General features: G+C 58.1%; 15 protein-coding genes and 1 pseudogene. 7 read left to right on the top strand and 9 right to left on the bottom strand.

Annotated features, from left to right (window positions below; genetic code table 11):
* Nucleotides 1-7 precede the first annotated feature (7 nt).
* Genes ctaD through IU367_RS19370 form a run of 3 tightly spaced genes read left to right on the top strand, consistent with a single transcriptional unit; the run spans nucleotide 8 to nucleotide 3042 of the window.
* Nucleotides 8-1594, top strand: coding sequence for a cytochrome c oxidase subunit I (gene ctaD, locus IU367_RS19380; protein WP_098981988.1), 1587 nt, complete (start codon nucleotides 8-10; stop codon nucleotides 1592-1594).
* 9 nt (nucleotides 1595-1603) lie between these two features.
* Nucleotides 1604-2158 carry a cytochrome c oxidase assembly protein gene (locus IU367_RS19375; protein ID WP_274452847.1) on the top strand — a complete coding sequence of 185 codons (555 nt, stop codon included), beginning with the start codon at nucleotides 1604-1606 and terminating at the stop codon, nucleotides 2156-2158.
* 2 nt (nucleotides 2159-2160) lie between these two features.
* Nucleotides 2161-3042 carry a cytochrome c oxidase subunit 3 gene (locus IU367_RS19370; protein WP_043554395.1) on the top strand — a complete coding sequence of 294 codons (882 nt, stop codon included), beginning with the start codon at nucleotides 2161-2163 and terminating at the stop codon, nucleotides 3040-3042.
* A 7-nt stretch (nucleotides 3043-3049) separates the two neighbouring features.
* Here the strand turns inward: IU367_RS19370 and IU367_RS19365 are convergent, their stop codons facing one another.
* Nucleotides 3050-3259 carry a DUF2909 family protein gene (locus tag IU367_RS19365; RefSeq protein ID WP_043554396.1) on the bottom strand — a complete coding sequence of 70 codons (210 nt, stop codon included), beginning with the start codon at nucleotides 3257-3259 and terminating at the stop codon, nucleotides 3050-3052.
* Between the two features lie 27 nt (nucleotides 3260-3286).
* Here IU367_RS19365 and IU367_RS19360 point away from each other — a divergent pair, with 27 nt between their 5' ends.
* Genes IU367_RS19360 through cyoE form a run of 4 tightly spaced genes read left to right on the top strand, consistent with a single transcriptional unit; the run spans nucleotide 3287 to nucleotide 6393 of the window.
* A complete protein-coding gene (locus IU367_RS19360; protein ID WP_274452846.1) occupies nucleotides 3287-4003 on the top strand; it encodes an SURF1 family protein in 717 nt (238 codons plus the stop codon).
* A complete protein-coding gene (locus IU367_RS19355; RefSeq protein WP_274452845.1) occupies nucleotides 3996-4475 on the top strand; it encodes a hypothetical protein in 480 nt (159 codons plus the stop codon). Before IU367_RS19360 ends, IU367_RS19355 begins: the two co-directional genes overlap by 8 nt.
* Nucleotides 4472-5491 carry a COX15/CtaA family protein gene (locus IU367_RS19350; protein WP_274452844.1) on the top strand — a complete coding sequence of 340 codons (1020 nt, stop codon included), beginning with the start codon at nucleotides 4472-4474 and terminating at the stop codon, nucleotides 5489-5491. The genes IU367_RS19355 and IU367_RS19350 overlap by 4 nt, the downstream gene beginning before the upstream one ends.
* On the top strand, nucleotides 5488-6393 hold the full coding sequence (gene cyoE / locus IU367_RS19345) for a heme o synthase (RefSeq protein WP_274452843.1): 906 nt from the start codon (nucleotides 5488-5490) through the stop codon (nucleotides 6391-6393). Before IU367_RS19350 ends, cyoE begins: the two co-directional genes overlap by 4 nt.
* A gap of 113 nt (nucleotides 6394-6506) precedes the next feature.
* On the opposite strand, the pseudogene IU367_RS19340 reads toward cyoE, so the two are convergent.
* From IU367_RS19340 to IU367_RS19305, 8 genes and pseudogenes are all read right to left on the bottom strand, one after another.
* Nucleotides 6507-6782 (bottom strand): annotated as a pseudogene (locus tag IU367_RS19340) (aldehyde dehydrogenase family protein); the annotation flags it as partial.
* A 113-nt stretch (nucleotides 6783-6895) separates the two neighbouring features.
* Nucleotides 6896-9418 carry a hypothetical protein gene (locus IU367_RS19335; RefSeq protein WP_274452842.1) on the bottom strand — a complete coding sequence of 841 codons (2523 nt, stop codon included), beginning with the start codon at nucleotides 9416-9418 and terminating at the stop codon, nucleotides 6896-6898.
* A gap of 2 nt (nucleotides 9419-9420) precedes the next feature.
* Entirely contained in the window at nucleotides 9421-10002 is a 582-nt protein-coding gene (locus IU367_RS19330; RefSeq protein ID WP_274452841.1) for a YmfQ family protein, read from the bottom strand.
* A complete protein-coding gene (locus IU367_RS19325) occupies nucleotides 9987-11054 on the bottom strand; it encodes a baseplate J/gp47 family protein (protein WP_274452840.1) in 1068 nt (355 codons plus the stop codon). The genes IU367_RS19330 and IU367_RS19325 overlap by 16 nt, the downstream gene beginning before the upstream one ends.
* The gene (locus IU367_RS19320) at nucleotides 11044-11496 is read right to left on the bottom strand and encodes a phage GP46 family protein (RefSeq protein ID WP_236267648.1); all 453 of its coding nucleotides are present in this window, start codon (nucleotides 11494-11496) and stop codon (nucleotides 11044-11046) included. Before IU367_RS19320 ends, IU367_RS19325 begins: the two co-directional genes overlap by 11 nt.
* A 6-nt stretch (nucleotides 11497-11502) precedes the next feature.
* Nucleotides 11503-12045, bottom strand: coding sequence for a phage baseplate assembly protein V (locus IU367_RS19315; protein WP_274452839.1), 543 nt, complete (start codon nucleotides 12043-12045; stop codon nucleotides 11503-11505).
* Nucleotides 12039-13118 (bottom strand): phage baseplate assembly protein, encoded by a 1080-nt coding sequence (locus IU367_RS19310; protein ID WP_236267651.1) that lies wholly within the window; start codon nucleotides 13116-13118, stop codon nucleotides 12039-12041. The genes IU367_RS19315 and IU367_RS19310 overlap by 7 nt, the downstream gene beginning before the upstream one ends.
* Entirely contained in the window at nucleotides 13111-14517 is a 1407-nt protein-coding gene (locus IU367_RS19305) for a DNA circularization protein (protein WP_274452838.1), read from the bottom strand. The genes IU367_RS19310 and IU367_RS19305 overlap by 8 nt, the downstream gene beginning before the upstream one ends.
* Nucleotides 14518-14524 lie beyond the last annotated feature (7 nt).

Genomic DNA, 14524 nt, shown 5'->3' with positions numbered 1-14524 from the left:
AGTCGGCATGAGCGATGGCATCATCGAGACCCTGCACGCAGGCCACTCCCATGGACCGGCAGCAGGACTGAGGCGCTGGTTATATACCACTAACCATAAAGATATTGGCACCCTCTATCTGCTCTTCGCCCTGACCATGTTCTTTACCGGTGGCACCATGGCCATGGTGATCCGGGCCGAACTGTTTCAGCCCGGGTTACAGCTGGTCGAGCCCCTGTTCTTCAACCAGATGACCACAGTGCATGGTCTGGTCATGGTCTTTGGCGCCGTGATGCCGGCGTTCACCGGCCTGGCCAACTGGTTGATCCCCATGATGATTGGGGCCCCTGACATGGCCCTGCCCAGGATGAACAACTGGAGTTTCTGGATCCTGCCATTTGCCTTTCTGATCCTGTTGTCGAGCCTGTTCATGGATGGTGGTGGGCCGAGCTCGGGTTGGACCTTCTATGCCCCCTTGTCGACCAAATACAGCGGCAACAGTACGGCGTTGTTTGTCTTTGCAATCCATATCATGGGCATCTCATCCATCATGGGGGCCATCAATGTCATCGTCACCATCTTCAATTTACGGGCACCAGGCATGACCTGGATGAAGATGCCGTTATTTGTATGGACCTGGTTGATCACGGCCTTTCTGTTGATTGCTGTGATGCCGGTATTGGCAGCGGCCGTCACCATGGTATTGACGGACAAGTATTTTGGTACCAGCTTCTTTGATGCCGCAGGAGGGGGGGATCCTGTGATGTTCCAGCATATATTCTGGTTTTTTGGTCATCCTGAGGTGTACATCATGATACTGCCCGCCTTTGGCATAGTATCCAGCATCATTCCCACCTTCTCTCGCAAGAAACTCTTTGGCTATCGCTCCATGGTTTATGCCACCAGCAGCATAGCGATATTGTCTTTTCTGGTCTGGGCTCATCACATGTTTACGACGGGGCTGCCCGTGGTCGCCGAGCTCTTCTTCATGTACGCCACCATGTTGATCGCGGTGCCGACCGGTGTGAAGGTATTTAACTGGGTGGCGACCATGTGGCGAGGTTCCTTGACGTTCGAGACCCCCATGATGTTTGCCATCGCCTTTATTACCCTGTTTACCATAGGCGGTTTCTCGGGGTTGATGCTGGCCATGATCCCGGCCGATTTCCAATATCACGATACCTATTTTGTCGTGGCCCATTTTCATTACGTATTGGTTACCGGGGCTGTATTTTCCATTCTCGCTGCGGCCTATTACTGGCTGCCAAAATGGACCGGCCATATGTATGACGAGCGACTGGGACAATGGCATTTCTGGTGCTCACTTATTTCGGTCAATGTGCTGTTCTTTCCGATGCATTTCGTCGGCCTGGCGGGCATGCCTCGTCGAATACCCGACTATGCACTGCAATTTGCAGACTTTAATGCGCTGATCAGCGTTGGTGGTTTTGCTTTCGGGTTGTCACAGTTGCTGTTCGTCTGGGGTGTCATCAAATGCATCCGTGGTGGCAATAAGGCTACGGCACAGGTGTGGGAAGGTGCGGAAGGGCTGGAATGGACCTTGCCCTCTCCGCCCCCTTATCACAGTTTCCAGTCACCACCAGATATCAAGTAGGAGGCGCATATGACACAAATCAATCATGGGCCTTTGCTGAAAAAGCTGGTCCTGGTCATCGCCGTCATGTTTGGTTTTGCATTTGCGTTGGTGCCGCTGTATGACGTTCTTTGCCGGATCACAGGCCTCAACGGCAAGACCGCCGAGCAGCCGGCCAGCGCGGATCGCGCCGTGATCGACAGCAAACGTACCATACAGATGGAGTTTCTTGCTCATGCGGACACCCAGATGCCATGGCAGTTTACTCAGGAGACAGAGCGGCTATCGATACGGCCTGGCGAAATGAAACTGGTCAATTACCGGGTATTCAATCCGACGGATCGCACCATGATTGGCCAGGCTGTCCCATCAGTCTCCCCCGGACCCGCCGCCGCCTATTTAAAGAAGGTGGAATGTTTCTGCTTCCATCGTCAGGAATTGCGGGCAGGGGAAAGCAAGCTGATGCCACTCAAGTTCTATGTCGATCCCGCCCTGCCCTCCGACATCAACACCATCACGCTCTCTTATTCGCTCTATGACATTACGCAGTCCAAGCCAGCCGATGCGTTGGCGCAGAGGAAATAATCATGGCCAAGGTGAACTCGCATTATTACGTCCCTGAGCAGAGTCATTGGCCCATTATCGGCGCCCTGGCACTGTTTCTCCTGGCCTTCGGTGCGGGCCATCTGGTGAATGAAATAGCACACAAACAATCAGGCATTGGCCGCTATCTGATGATGGCGGGCGTCATATTGCTGGTGTTCATGTTGTTTGGCTGGTTCCGCCATATTATCCATGAGTCCATGACGGGGTTGTACAGTCCCCAGATGGATCGCTCCTTCAGGCAAGGGATGGTCTGGTTCATTTTTTCCGAAGTGATGTTCTTCCTGGCATTTTTTGGTGTGCTGTTTTATGCCAGACAACTCGCCATGCCATGGCTGGATGGTGCAGGAAACAAGGCAATGACGGCGCAGCTGTTGTGGCCGGACTTTTCCGCGCACTGGCCCATGCTCAAGACCCCGGGAGGCACCCAAACCCAGGCCATGCCCTGGCATGGGATCCCGCTCGTCAACACCCTGGTGTTGCTGAGCTCCTCCGTGACGCTGCTGTTTGCTCATACAGGGTTGGAGCAGGGTAAAAGAGAACGGCTCAAATGGATGCTGCTGAGTACAGTGTTGCTTGGCCTGACCTTCTTGTGGCTGCAAGGCTACGAATACATGCATGCATACCGAGAGCTGGGTTTGCGGCTGGACTCCGGAATATATGGCAATACCTTCTTTATATTGACCGGCTTCCATGGCTTGCATGTCACCTTGGGGACTGTATTCCTCCTGATCATCTGGCTGCGCATCGTGCTGAAGGATCATTTTACCGCCGAGCGGCACTTCGCCTTTCAGGCCGCCGCCTGGTACTGGCATTTCGTTGACGTTGTCTGGCTATGCCTCTTTGTCTTTGTGTATCTGCTCTGATATTCGTCTAGTAGGGGCGTGGATTGGGCTCAATCCAGCCCATTGCCAGCGAGAGCAGCAAGATGGCGACCACCAGCAGAGAGAACAGGACGCGGCGACCCAGTGGAACCGACATCTTCCGAGCGGCCTGACCTGTGCTCAACATCAGCCAGAGAGCATGGAACAGCTGCCCTATGATGAGCAGCAACATGAGCACCAGCACTATCTTGATCAACATGTTAGGGCCCTCCAAAAGATGCGCGACATGGCGACGTGGCATAAGCAGCGACCATTCCATCACAGGCGCTGGATTCTGCTGATATTCACTCTGGGTGTGTCTGCCGGTTTGTGCAAGCTGGCGCTCTGGCAATGGCAGCGTGCGGCCGAAAAGGAGGAGTGGCTGGCCCATGTGGCCACCCTGCAGCAGGCGGTACCATTGACGCTGACCGAGATCGACTGGCGGCAGGCTGAGCGTCTGGACGGTGCACCATTGCGGGGAAAGGTGGAGTGGGTGGCCCCCTATATCTGGCTGCTGGACAATCAGCTGGTCTCGCATGAGGCCGGATATGATGTGCTCATCCCGGTGCGTGCCGACAGCCACTCCCCTCCATTGCTGGTGAATCTGGGCTGGCTTCCTGCCCCTGCGCAGCGCCAGCAGTTGCCACTCCCTGTCATTCCGGCAAGGTTCGAGCTTAACGGCCTGCTGCGGATCAAGCCCGGCGGCGTCTTGCTGGGACAGAACATAGAAGCGGGTCCCTATCCGAACCGGCTGCAAACCATCAGGGTGGATAGCCTGAACCGGATCAGTGGCTTGTCCCTCGTCGATGCCGTTTTTTACCAGCAGACGTCTCCTTTTATCTACCACTATCAACAGCATGTGATGCCGCCAGAGAAGCACAGGGCCTATGCGGTGCAGTGGTTGGGACTGGCGCTGGTAACGCTGTGCGGCGGTTGGGTGTTGAGCAGGAGGTCCGATGGATAAGTGGAAGGTGCCTGTTGCATTCGCGTTGGTGATCCTGTTGCCTGTGGTGCTGGCCGCACTGACGTTGCGACAGGGCTGGTATGAACCCGGCACTCGCAACAAGGGACAATGGATGAGCAAAGACGTCTACCTGCTGCAACCACTCCCGCCGAGCCAGACCAAATGGCGGCTGGTTTATCTGGAAGCCAGGCAGTGTGAGGCTGTATGTCGGCAGGTGCCGATGCTGATGCAGCGGATCCGGAGCGCATTGGGCCGCAACCTGGACAAGCTGGCGCTGGTGCAACTGGTTGATGAGCCAGCGCCCGAGGCAGGCGCAGAGATCAAAACGGGGGACATCATGCTGGTGGACTCACAGGGGTTGGCCATACTGCGTTACGAGGTGCCTGCCAACACGGCCCAGTGGCCGCTGTTTGGCAAGGCAGTGCTGTCGGATGTGCAACAGTTGCTCAAATATCAGCGAGGCCCTGAATGAAGAGTCAGAAGATGCTGGCGTCGATCGCCATCGCCCTGGCGACGCTGGTCATACTGCTCGGCGCCTATACCCGGCTGACCGATGCCGGACTCGCGTGTCCCGATTGGCCGGGTTGTTACGGCTCGCTGGCCGTCCCTCAATCTGCGCATATCGAGCGAGCCGCCCAGCTTTACCCGGAGAGCCCGCTGGAGCCCCGCAAGGCGCGCAGTGAGATGGTGCATCGCTATTTCGCCGGTGCATTGGGCTGCGTCATTGCGCTCCTGTTCATGCTGAGCTGGCGTTGCAAACAACGCCTGCGCCGCATCGCCAGCGCGCTGCTCATCCTGGTGCTGGGTCAGGCCATGCTGGGCATGTGGACTGTGACGCTGGCCCTGCATCCTCTGGTCGTGATGGCTCATCTGCTGGGTGGATTCGCCATCCTGACCCTGCTGTGGTTGTATCGGGTCGACGTGACGACCGACCCCGCCAGGGCAAGCCCTGTCATCTGTGGTCAGGGTTTGCCCTGGCTGGGCAATCTGGCGTGCGCCGTGCTGCTGGTGCAGATTGCCTTGGGTGGCTGGACTTCGGCCAACTATGCCGCCATGGCCTGCGTCGAGTTGCCAGTCTGCCAGGATGGCTGGCAAAACCAGCTGGCGTGGGGAGAGGCTTTTCATCTGCCCCTGGGGCATGGCAGCTATGAGTTTGGCGTGCTGGGCAAGGAGGCGCGTCAGACGATCCACATAGCTCACCGCCTCGGAGCTCTGGGCACTGTCTTGCTGGTCGGAGCCTTCGCGCTCGGGCTGATCCGCCAGGGGCACCTCTTACGCCCCTTGGGGGTATTGTTGCTGGCCTTGTTGCTCATGCAGATTGCCCTGGGGCTGGCGAACGTCCATCTGGCCCTGCCACTGGCCAATGCTCTCGCGCACAACCTGGTGGCGGCACACCTGCTGGTGCTCTGTGTGCTGGCCCGTGGGCGGCTCTCTCGCCCCCATCTTTCCCCCTTGCTGTCGCCCGGGGTGATCAGGAGTCAGACATGAACAGCAAGTCATTGGCCCGCATCATAGACATCCGGTTGCTGCGGGACTATTACCAGCTGACCAAACCCAAGGTGGTGGCACTGCTCCTGCTGACGGCCTGGGTCGGCATGTTGCTGGCTGAGCCGACGGTGGCCTCGCTGGACAACATGGTCTCCGGGTTGGTGGGGATAGGGCTGTTAGCAGCGGCGGCGGCGGCCATGAACCATATCCTGGACCGTGGCATTGATGCACAGATGCGCAGAACGCGCTGGCGACCGGTCGCCACTGGGCGGATCGGCACCAAACCGGCGATGGCGTTTGCACTCTGGCTGGCCCTGCCGGGCTTTGCCTTGCTCTATTGGGGCGTGAATCCTCTGACCGCCTGGCTGACCCTGGCCAGCCTGTTTGGCTATGCGGTCGTCTACACCCTGTTGTTGAAGCGGGCCACACCACAGAACATAGTCATCGGCGGGCTGGCGGGAGCCATGCCGCCGCTGCTTGGCTGGACCAGCATCACGGGGCAGCTCTCGGCCGAGCCCTGGCTGCTGGTGATGATCATCTTCGCCTGGACGCCGCCTCACTTCTGGGCGCTGGCAATCCATAGACGAGATGAGTATGCCAGCGCCAAGATCCCCATGCTGCCGGTCACCCATGGCATTGCATTTACCAAGACGGCGATCCTGCTCTATTTGCTGATGCTGACCCTGATCTGCCTGCTGCCCTATCTGATCGGCATGTCGGGCCTGCTCTACCTGATTGGCAGCCTGATGTTGAACCTCTTGTTCTGCTGGCACGGCTGGTTGCTGAAGTACTCGGAGCGGCCCGGTCAGGCGATGCGGACTTTCCGTTTCTCCATCTACCACCTGATGCTGCTGTTTGGTCTGCTGATCCTGGATCACCATTGGCTGTGGCGGCTGTCCTAGGGAGAGCCATCTGCCTTTGAGTTTCAGGGGCTTGGAATAGGGACAATTCAGGGGCGCAGTGCGGGGGAAACGGCTCAAGTGACAAGGCTGGCCCAGGGCCAGCCTTGTCGTTTTCAGAGCTTGACCATGATGTGGCGCGGCACTGTGTAATCCTCCAGCGCGTAGAGGGAGAGATCCTTGCCGTAGCCGGACATCTTCATGCCGCCGTGAGGCATCTCCGAGGTGAGCATGAAGTGGGTGTTGATCCAGGTGCAGCCATATTGCAGGTGGCTGGCCACCTTGCTGGCGAGGCCCAGATCCCGGGTCCAGACCGAGCTGGCGAGGCCGTAGTCCGAGTCGTTGGCCCACTGCACCACCTGCTCGGCGTCGCTGAAACGGGTCACAGACACTGTAGCGGCGCGGGTGTAATGAGCACTGGAGGCTAGTGAATTGATCATTGCCATGACTGATCAATTCACTAGCGGGGTGGCGTAAAGGTAATGCATCGCTCAGAGAGTAGGCGTCATGCAGGGGCTCTACCAATGTGAACAAGAGCCACATCAGTCATGCCGACAGAAGGGGGGTTATTAAACGCGGCGGCAGGAAGAATACCAATGCGCAATGAAGCACAATTTGCCGACACAACCTTATGCCTAGTGATGTACTTGGTCCAGTTCACAGGTGTACTAGAAAGCGTCTTGAAATGGCTTGCAATGAGAGTACCGGAAGCATCATATTCCTGCACGAGAACGCCACAGGCTGTTGCTGTATTTCTCTTTATGAACAGGGAAATGAATACAATTTCATTTTGCAGTGCCGGATAAAAAGCGTTGACGACATGCTCAAGATTGGCGGAAGTCGAGTCGTCGTTGATAGTGACAGCGTTGGTCGCGCCAGCCGGTTTAGTTGCTGCCAGCACAACTGTCCTGGGGCAAGACCAGTCAGCTATTCCAGTTCCAGCCGCATCCAGCTTCAACTGAGGGTTAGGGTTGAAATTGTCTGCACGAGATGTTTGCTTGAATGGGGCATACTCGGATGCGGCAACGAGCAGCGTGTCACCACCGCCAAGGTAGAGCGACTCATTCCCGAACTCGTCGGTATTGCTGCCGAGTATCGTGCCGAAAGTGTTACGGACGGAGAGTGGGAGTCCAACATTCCTCTCAGTATTCCCTGCGTATTTGTTACCCCTCGCGGTTAGCGGAAGCCCAGTAACAGAATCATTTCGTGCCGTGCCACTTGACTGGGCGAGGCCGTGAGATGTAGCGTTTTTCGCACAGTTGTTTAGCCACTGACAATCAAGATTATTGATGCCGTTGAACATGTTCTGAGTGACGTTCTTGCCTTTGTTGCCAATGACAGACACCCCGACAGAACGGTGGCCTACGTTAGTAACCGTGGTTCCATTGCCTTCTTCAGGCATACCGTAGTCAGTGACATTAATCATTGATGATGTAGCGTTACCACCATCAAACTCATTTACCTGAATTGATATGTCCTCCCCCTGAACCTCAATCATATTAGGGCGAGCGCCGAGAGAGAAACCAGGTTCATTGCGGCCGATATTTCCCTGAATGACACCATCAAACGAACCATCAACAGAATGATGGCAATCGAGGCAGTTAACCGTGATGTTGTTCATGATGGAAAAATTTTTGCATCCCCGTTTGAAATCGGAGACGGTTCTGATCAGTTTCCCCTCGCAGCCAAAGGTTCCGCAATCAAAGAATACGTCGACACCGTAGGAGGTGTTGGGGTCGGTTCTGTTCCACAGCCTAAGCCCGTTACCTGATGAAATCAGCGGGTTCCCGGCCAGGGACAGTTTTTCTGTATCGGTAGAAAAGCCACACAACTTAGCCTTCACGTTTGTGACTTTTGCTGTGTTGCTGTATGCAGTGACATTGATGAAGTCCTCTTGCGCATTTTTCATATCGAGGCGATACGCGAGGATATTCTCTACCACTTCATTGCCGTTTACCTCGATGTAACACATATGGTTGTACGGCGATGTCGGGTTGGCCTTGCGCTGGCCGTCATAGGCGAACCCAATAAACTGCACGTTACTGAGGTCACCAGGGGCTTTGTAGAAACCTCCAGTGGTGGCGTCAGTCGGTTGAACCTGTTTGAGGATGCAGCCAATATTATCGTCCCCCTCAAGCGCAAAGTTACTGCGCAGCTTAATCTTGCGGAAGACCCATTCATCTACTGTCATCCTGGCATGATTGGTGCTATCGATAGCTTTCTGGAACGCCAGATCATTCAATACGCCAGGGACACAACCCCAGCCATCGATATAGCCCGCGTCGCGTCGCCGCTTTACGTCAGTGCTGACAAACTCAAACACCCCTGCATTGGTGGTGACGTCATACCCTGCGAACTGGTTCGCTACTGCGGAATTAAAGGTGAATGGATAGGTAACGCTATCCCATGCCTGCACAATGACGGACTTCCCACCTACTGAGATGCGTAAGTATGTAGTACCAGAGGAGACTACATCCCCATCGACAATGGTGTCATTTAGGTTCGATGGATAGACGACACCATTCACCAGTTCGTTGCGCATGTGCTGCGTTGCGTCACGCAGTATGACACCAGACTTATCGACAAAGTCCGCTGTTGACGGATCCGTATCAGGATCTACATCCTGTGGGAACGGCCCAATACCAGCGAAGGCTTTACCACTAGCCATATGGATGAGTACATCATTGGGACCAGTTAAGGTTCCACCGGATTCAAAACTCTCAGGCCTTGGCCGTAAGAGATAACCAGCTTCAAGATATGAACGGCGCAATGCGTCATAGGAACCTTCGGCATTAGAAATGCTCTGGATCGCCTGCAACAGTTGGTCATCATCGGCCTTGCTCGGGTCGATGCCGGCGGCGGCCAGCACGTTCAGGAGCTCGTTGGTGATCTGGTTGAACCAATCGCCGCCCGGGACGGTTGGCGCTTGGCCGAGGCCACCTTCAGTGAAGAATTTGCGCACTGCAGATGCAACGGGTTTACGCGCAGGCTCGACATCAACGCCGGTTTGGGTATCAGGCCAGTACATGGTCACACCTCATAGTTAAAGTCATAGTAAAAACCAGCCAATTTCAGGCGATTGAGCACGCACTCGAGCACGAGTGGCGCAGTACCTCTGAGCGGGACCAGCACGTTATCCAGCACGGTGAAGCGGTCTTCTGGCATGCCAATCACATCGACGCGCAGCACGAAGCGAGTTGATGAGGGGTAAAGGGGATAGGAGACGTTCCTGAGCACGTGGTGCGGCCACTGCTCGGACACCTTGATGGTAAAGCCGAGCGCAGCGGCGATCTGCTCGATCATCCAGGTCTGCAGGCCGCCTTTACGGTGGTACTTCTCGACCACGGCAGCGCGGCGGCGCTCGAACGATTGCTCTGTTGCCTCGCACTCCGGCAGCGCCAGATAGGCTTCCCACTCGGGCAACAGGAGGTTGGTGGTCTCGGGCCGCATCTCCAGCAGCAGCTGGTCTGCACTGAGTTCCAGATCGGCAAGGCGCTTGGCAAAACCCATGACGTACTTCGGCAGGTCAGCATCGACATCACGCGGCCAGGCGCGGCCACGGGGCATCTGCTGCTGGAGTGATTCACCCCATTGCTCTACAGAGTGGGCCATGTGATCACCCCGATGACGTTCAGCTCATCGATATCAGCCGGCACATCAGCAGCCAGATCAAGGGTGTAGTTATTCACCCCGGCCGCCGAGCCAATAGCAGTCTGAATTTTGGTGAGCAACAAGGTATCGCCTGGCTGGAGCGTGCGCTCATAGCCATTCAGATTGGCCTCGATAGCGGCGCGGATCTCGGCACTGTCAGGCATCGGCGTGATGGCCAGATCCGTGACCTTGAGCAAGGGGCCGATGAAGACTGGCTCGATGCCACCAGGGCGGCCGACCAATACACCGGTGGCGGGGTCAGGATGGCGGAACAGGTACTCCATCATGAATTGCTGGTCTGTCGGGGTCGGCAGAATGTCGATACGGTCATCGAAAACCCAGCCGATACCCACGGTGCCGCCGCCCTGCCAGACGTCATAGGCCCATGCCCTGGTCACGCCAGATACTTCACGCATCCAGGCCACGTAATCGGCTACAGCTCCCCCCATTGGCGGGTTGCGCTTGCGGAACAGCAGTCGCTCCAGCAGCTCGGAGATGGGCTCGATATCGGCCCCACCGCTGATGTCACCGCTGGTGCCATTGGCCTGCAGCCCGGGGACGGGGGTCACCAGGGTCAGCACCTCGCCGGCGGCGAGATTGCCTTCTGCCCCCACAGCAATGGCCTGCACCTGCACGGCGACAGTGCCACTGCTGGGGCTGGCGCTGGATGTCACCGCATACTGGCGTCCATCCTTGTGCTGCAGCACGGTACCGACCGGTGCTGGCACGGTGCCATTGAGGGTCGCAGGGCCAGCGGCATAGGTGGCTTGCTTACGGATTACCCCTTCAAACTGGGCCGTCTCGATGATGGTCTGGTCGTCAGATTCGGTGGTGGGGATGATCTGGCGAACGATCCACATCTGGTGATCGTAGGCATCACGAATACCCGCACTGACGGAGGTGTTGAGCGCCAGTTCGATGCCGAACTTGGGCAGCACAGTGCCTAGGCTGGATTCAAGATCCAGCGCACCGCTGGCGATAATCTGGCGCAGAGTGGGGACGTTAAACGGCATTGGCTTGCGCCTCCCAACGCTGCTTGATGCTGATGCTCAGCTCGCTGCCATCAGGCCGAGTGATGGCGATATCGAGCTGCAACATCTGGAATTGCGGAATGGACCCGGTGACGGTGACCAGCTTGGCGTAATCGGGCTTTAAATGGCGGTCGAGGGCGGTTTGCGCATAGGTCACTGCCTTGTTGCGCACGTCTGTGGTGAGCTTTGACCGGTCGAGCAGCCAGAGCTTGCTGCCCCAGGGTTCGTCCGCGAAGGTGTCCCCCGGCCAGCCACGGCGATCGTTGGTGCCATCAGGCAGCACATCGGACTCGTCGGCACGGGCATCGGTGAAGAGGATCTGCAGGACCATGGTTTCCAGGCCATCATCCTGACGCAAACCGGCCGAGGTGATCTCGATATCGCCTCGGCCGGTTTCGTTGTTCCAGATGATTGCTGTGGTCATCGCCCCTCACACGGGGGCGCCAACCCCCTCTTCATGGTCATGACCGCTGAGTGAGATACCTGCCGCCGTCACATCTTCATCAGAGGTGATGGGGCCGGTGACATGCAGCGGACCTTGAATTTCGTTATCAGAGGAGATGATGGTGAATTTTTCAGTGGCGGTGAGAGTGACGGTTTTCGCTGCTATTTCAATGGCCCCATCCTTGCGCAGGATGATGCGGTGGCCTTCAAGATGGTACAGGCAGTTGTCACCCGCCTCCAAGTCTTTGGGGCGCACTGACTTGTCTTCTACCGCGATGGCCACCAAGCCGGCACGGGCGCCACCGATGCCCAGCACGATGGCCTCAGACCCTGCTGGCGGCACGCTGGTGTGACCGTAGTTCTGGAAGCGCTCCACATCATCGGCCGTCTCGTCGGCCAGCACCTTGAGCTGCAACCCCTGCCGCTGCAGCGAGTCTGTCACCATGGTGACAACAGCCCGGTCTGCTATCAGGCGTAGGCGGCGCATCATGGGGGCCATCAGCTTCTGCACATCGCGCATGCTTACCATGTGGTCACCTCCTTGGTCTGCTTCTTCACGACCTCGGCGGGGATGAGCATAGCTTCACGCGGGGTCAGGTTGATGATGGCCTCCCGGCCGTTCTTGTCGTCTTCCATCAGGGTCACGGTGACAATCAGCCAGCTCTCGTCCAGGCCCTGGATCTCGTCCTTGATGGGGCACATACGGTTGATGCGCCAGAGCGGCCCTGTGCTGCCTTCCATGCCCTGAGTGCGCCAGCCGGCGACGGTGATTTCGGTCTGGGTACCTTCTCCGATGCTGCGCTGTTTCTGCCACTGCCCACGCTTGCTGGCGCCAGCCACTGTGGTGACGTCCTCGGCGATGATGATGCGGGGGCGGTAGCGGGTGACATCAGGGTCTTTGATGACTGCCTTCTGGCCACCGATGGTGGCGGGGGCCGCGTTATCCCAGGTGGCACCGCCCGCATAGCTACTACCCTTGACGATCCATTCCGATGCCCGATCGCGCATGCTGAAGTTGCCCCGGGCGGCCAGGATGTTCTCGCCAAGGATGAGGCTGGCCCCCATGGGGGTCTCGCTGGCCTGGGTCAGCACCAGCTCCCCTTTTTCGTTGGTAGTGAGCAAGATGCCACGCTGCTTAGCCAAGCGGTCAAACAGCTCGAAACAGGTCTCCCCCTGCTCGATGGCCACGCGAGGGAAGGCATCGCCCAGGTCACATTCCACCACGACGTCAATCCCGAACGGGGCGCAGATATCGCGGGCAACCCTGTCCAGGGTGACGTTCGTCCATTGCCCTGTCTTGTAGATGGCCGAGCAGTCCACCAAGTCGCTGGTCTTGCTGCGGCCACTGACCACCCAACTCACCTCGCGGGCGTCATAGCTGGGGATGAAGTCATCGACGTAACCGGTCAGCACCAGGTCATTGCCAATATGCACGGTGCAGTCGCTGAGCGGTTTGATGACCATCTCGCTGGCGTTCGTCCACTTGCGGGTCAGACTCAGTTCGAAATCGCCGGCGATATCGCGCAGGCTGCGGGTGATGCGTACCTTCTGCCAGCCTTCATAGATCTGGCCATCCACTCGCAGGGTGATGGGTTCAGCCATTGTTCACCTCGTCGAGCACATCCACCCTGGTGCTGGGAGTGATGAAGGCGGGATCACGCAGATTGTTGTTGCTGACCAGCCGATCGCGGTACTCGGCATCGCCATATTGCTGCCACGCCAGCAGGGCTGACGGCGTGGTGGTGGCCAGCACAAGCTGGCGACGGCGCGGCAGCTGGGTGCCACGTTCGCGGCTGTCGTTCAGCACGGCCAGGCGCAGATCGCGCAGGGATCGCCAGACATCGCTCTCGCCTGCCTCTACCGCATCCATGGCCAGTTCAGCCAGTATGGCGGCCAGCTTGTTGGCCATGGCTTCCAGGTCATCGGCAGTGAGCAGCAGGTTGCGGTCAGCACCGACCACACCATCCATCACCACGGGGCGGCTTAGCGGGTTGTTTACCTGGTCACCAGTCAGGGACTGGCCAATGGTCACTGTGCCGTCTTGGGCCGCGGTGAAGTCGCGATCGCTGCCCAGGTTGGCGCTGGCAATGGCACTGGCCGCGGCGGCTGCCGAGGCCCTGGTGATCAGCGCGGTGAAGGCCGCGCCGTTGGCCATGGCAGCATCCTGCTCTGTCGGGGTATCGATGGTAGGCACGGATGACGCACTGCCCGCTTCAGCATCGCTGAGGATGCCGGTGGGTAGGCCGCCAGTGATGGCCAGCTCGGCCCGCATTCCTTCCCATCGGCGGCTCACCTGGTCATAGACAGAGAGCGCCCGGATAGGGTCGGTGACGACGCCCTTGATGTCTTCGACGATACCCGTTACCTCGCGGGCCAGCTCGCCCGGGTAGGCCAGCAGGGCACCGACGCTGTCCTTGGCCCGCATCAGGCGGTCTGTCCACTCGCGGAACTGGTCAGGCAGAGTCGGCAGGCCTCGGGTCAATTCGTCCAGGTCATCCAGGAAGGTGTCTACCATGGGGCCCATGTTATCGATACCGGTCAGGAAGCTGTCCAGGAAGGATTGCTCGGTAGCACCATTGGCGGCATCAGCGGCATTGCCCAGGGTGGCGGCGGTGTCGATGGCGGCGGCAGGGAACAAACGCTTGCCAGCCTCCCACACCGTGAAGGTGACATAGGCGACGCCGTCTTCTTCGTTGTCCAGGCGATGGCTGACTTCGCCGACCTGCACGGTGCGCACGCCCCACCATGGGTGAACCATCTCGCCGGTACCCGGCTGGTTCAGGGCATCGAGCAAAGTGCGCAGCTTGGCCAGATAGTCGTTGCCGACCAGCTTGCCGGTGATCTGCTCGTTGGTGAGGATGGCGCCGTTGTCTTCTGTCCAGCCGCTTTCGCGCTTGGGGTACTCGCGGGGGATCGCGCGGCGGCCACCTTTCCCGTCCACGGTGTTCAGCAGGAATTCCACGCCCCGGATGGAGGCGGTCAAACGCTCTTCAAAGCTCATTCAAACC

This window comes from Aeromonas bestiarum (assembly GCF_028751155.1).
GTDB lineage: Bacteria > Pseudomonadota > Gammaproteobacteria > Enterobacterales > Aeromonadaceae > Aeromonas > Aeromonas bestiarum.
The sequence above is the reverse complement of the archived record's forward strand: the minus strand, read 5'-3'. Positions and strand labels throughout refer to the sequence as shown.

What these genes read in the sequence shown, in the direction of transcription:
- IU367_RS19305 (WP_274452838.1), bottom strand. Translation starts at nt 14,517, where the DNA reads ATGAGCTTTGAAGAGCGTTTGACCGCCTCCATCCGGGGCGTGGAATTC.
- IU367_RS19335 (WP_274452842.1), bottom strand. Translation starts at nt 9,418, where the DNA reads ATGTACTGGCCTGATACCCAAACCGGCGTTGATGTCGAGCCTGCGCGT.
- cyoE (WP_274452843.1), top strand. Translation starts at nt 5,488, where the DNA reads ATGAACAGCAAGTCATTGGCCCGCATCATAGACATCCGGTTGCTGCGG.
- IU367_RS19355 (WP_274452845.1), top strand. Translation starts at nt 3,996, where the DNA reads ATGGATAAGTGGAAGGTGCCTGTTGCATTCGCGTTGGTGATCCTGTTG.
- IU367_RS19375 (WP_274452847.1), top strand. Translation starts at nt 1,604, where the DNA reads ATGACACAAATCAATCATGGGCCTTTGCTGAAAAAGCTGGTCCTGGTC.
- ctaD (WP_098981988.1), top strand. Translation starts at nt 8, where the DNA reads ATGAGCGATGGCATCATCGAGACCCTGCACGCAGGCCACTCCCATGGA.
- IU367_RS19365 (WP_043554396.1), bottom strand. Translation starts at nt 3,259, where the DNA reads ATGTTGATCAAGATAGTGCTGGTGCTCATGTTGCTGCTCATCATAGGG.
- IU367_RS19360 (WP_274452846.1), top strand. Translation starts at nt 3,287, where the DNA reads ATGGCGACGTGGCATAAGCAGCGACCATTCCATCACAGGCGCTGGATT.
- IU367_RS19325 (WP_274452840.1), bottom strand. Translation starts at nt 11,054, where the DNA reads ATGCCGTTTAACGTCCCCACTCTGCGCCAGATTATCGCCAGCGGTGCG.
- IU367_RS19370 (WP_043554395.1), top strand. Translation starts at nt 2,161, where the DNA reads ATGGCCAAGGTGAACTCGCATTATTACGTCCCTGAGCAGAGTCATTGG.
- IU367_RS19310 (WP_236267651.1), bottom strand. Translation starts at nt 13,118, where the DNA reads ATGGCTGAACCCATCACCCTGCGAGTGGATGGCCAGATCTATGAAGGC.
- IU367_RS19315 (WP_274452839.1), bottom strand. Translation starts at nt 12,045, where the DNA reads ATGGTAAGCATGCGCGATGTGCAGAAGCTGATGGCCCCCATGATGCGC.
- IU367_RS19350 (WP_274452844.1), top strand. Translation starts at nt 4,472, where the DNA reads ATGAAGAGTCAGAAGATGCTGGCGTCGATCGCCATCGCCCTGGCGACG.
- IU367_RS19330 (WP_274452841.1), bottom strand. Translation starts at nt 10,002, where the DNA reads ATGGCCCACTCTGTAGAGCAATGGGGTGAATCACTCCAGCAGCAGATG.
- IU367_RS19320 (WP_236267648.1), bottom strand. Translation starts at nt 11,496, where the DNA reads ATGACCACAGCAATCATCTGGAACAACGAAACCGGCCGAGGCGATATC.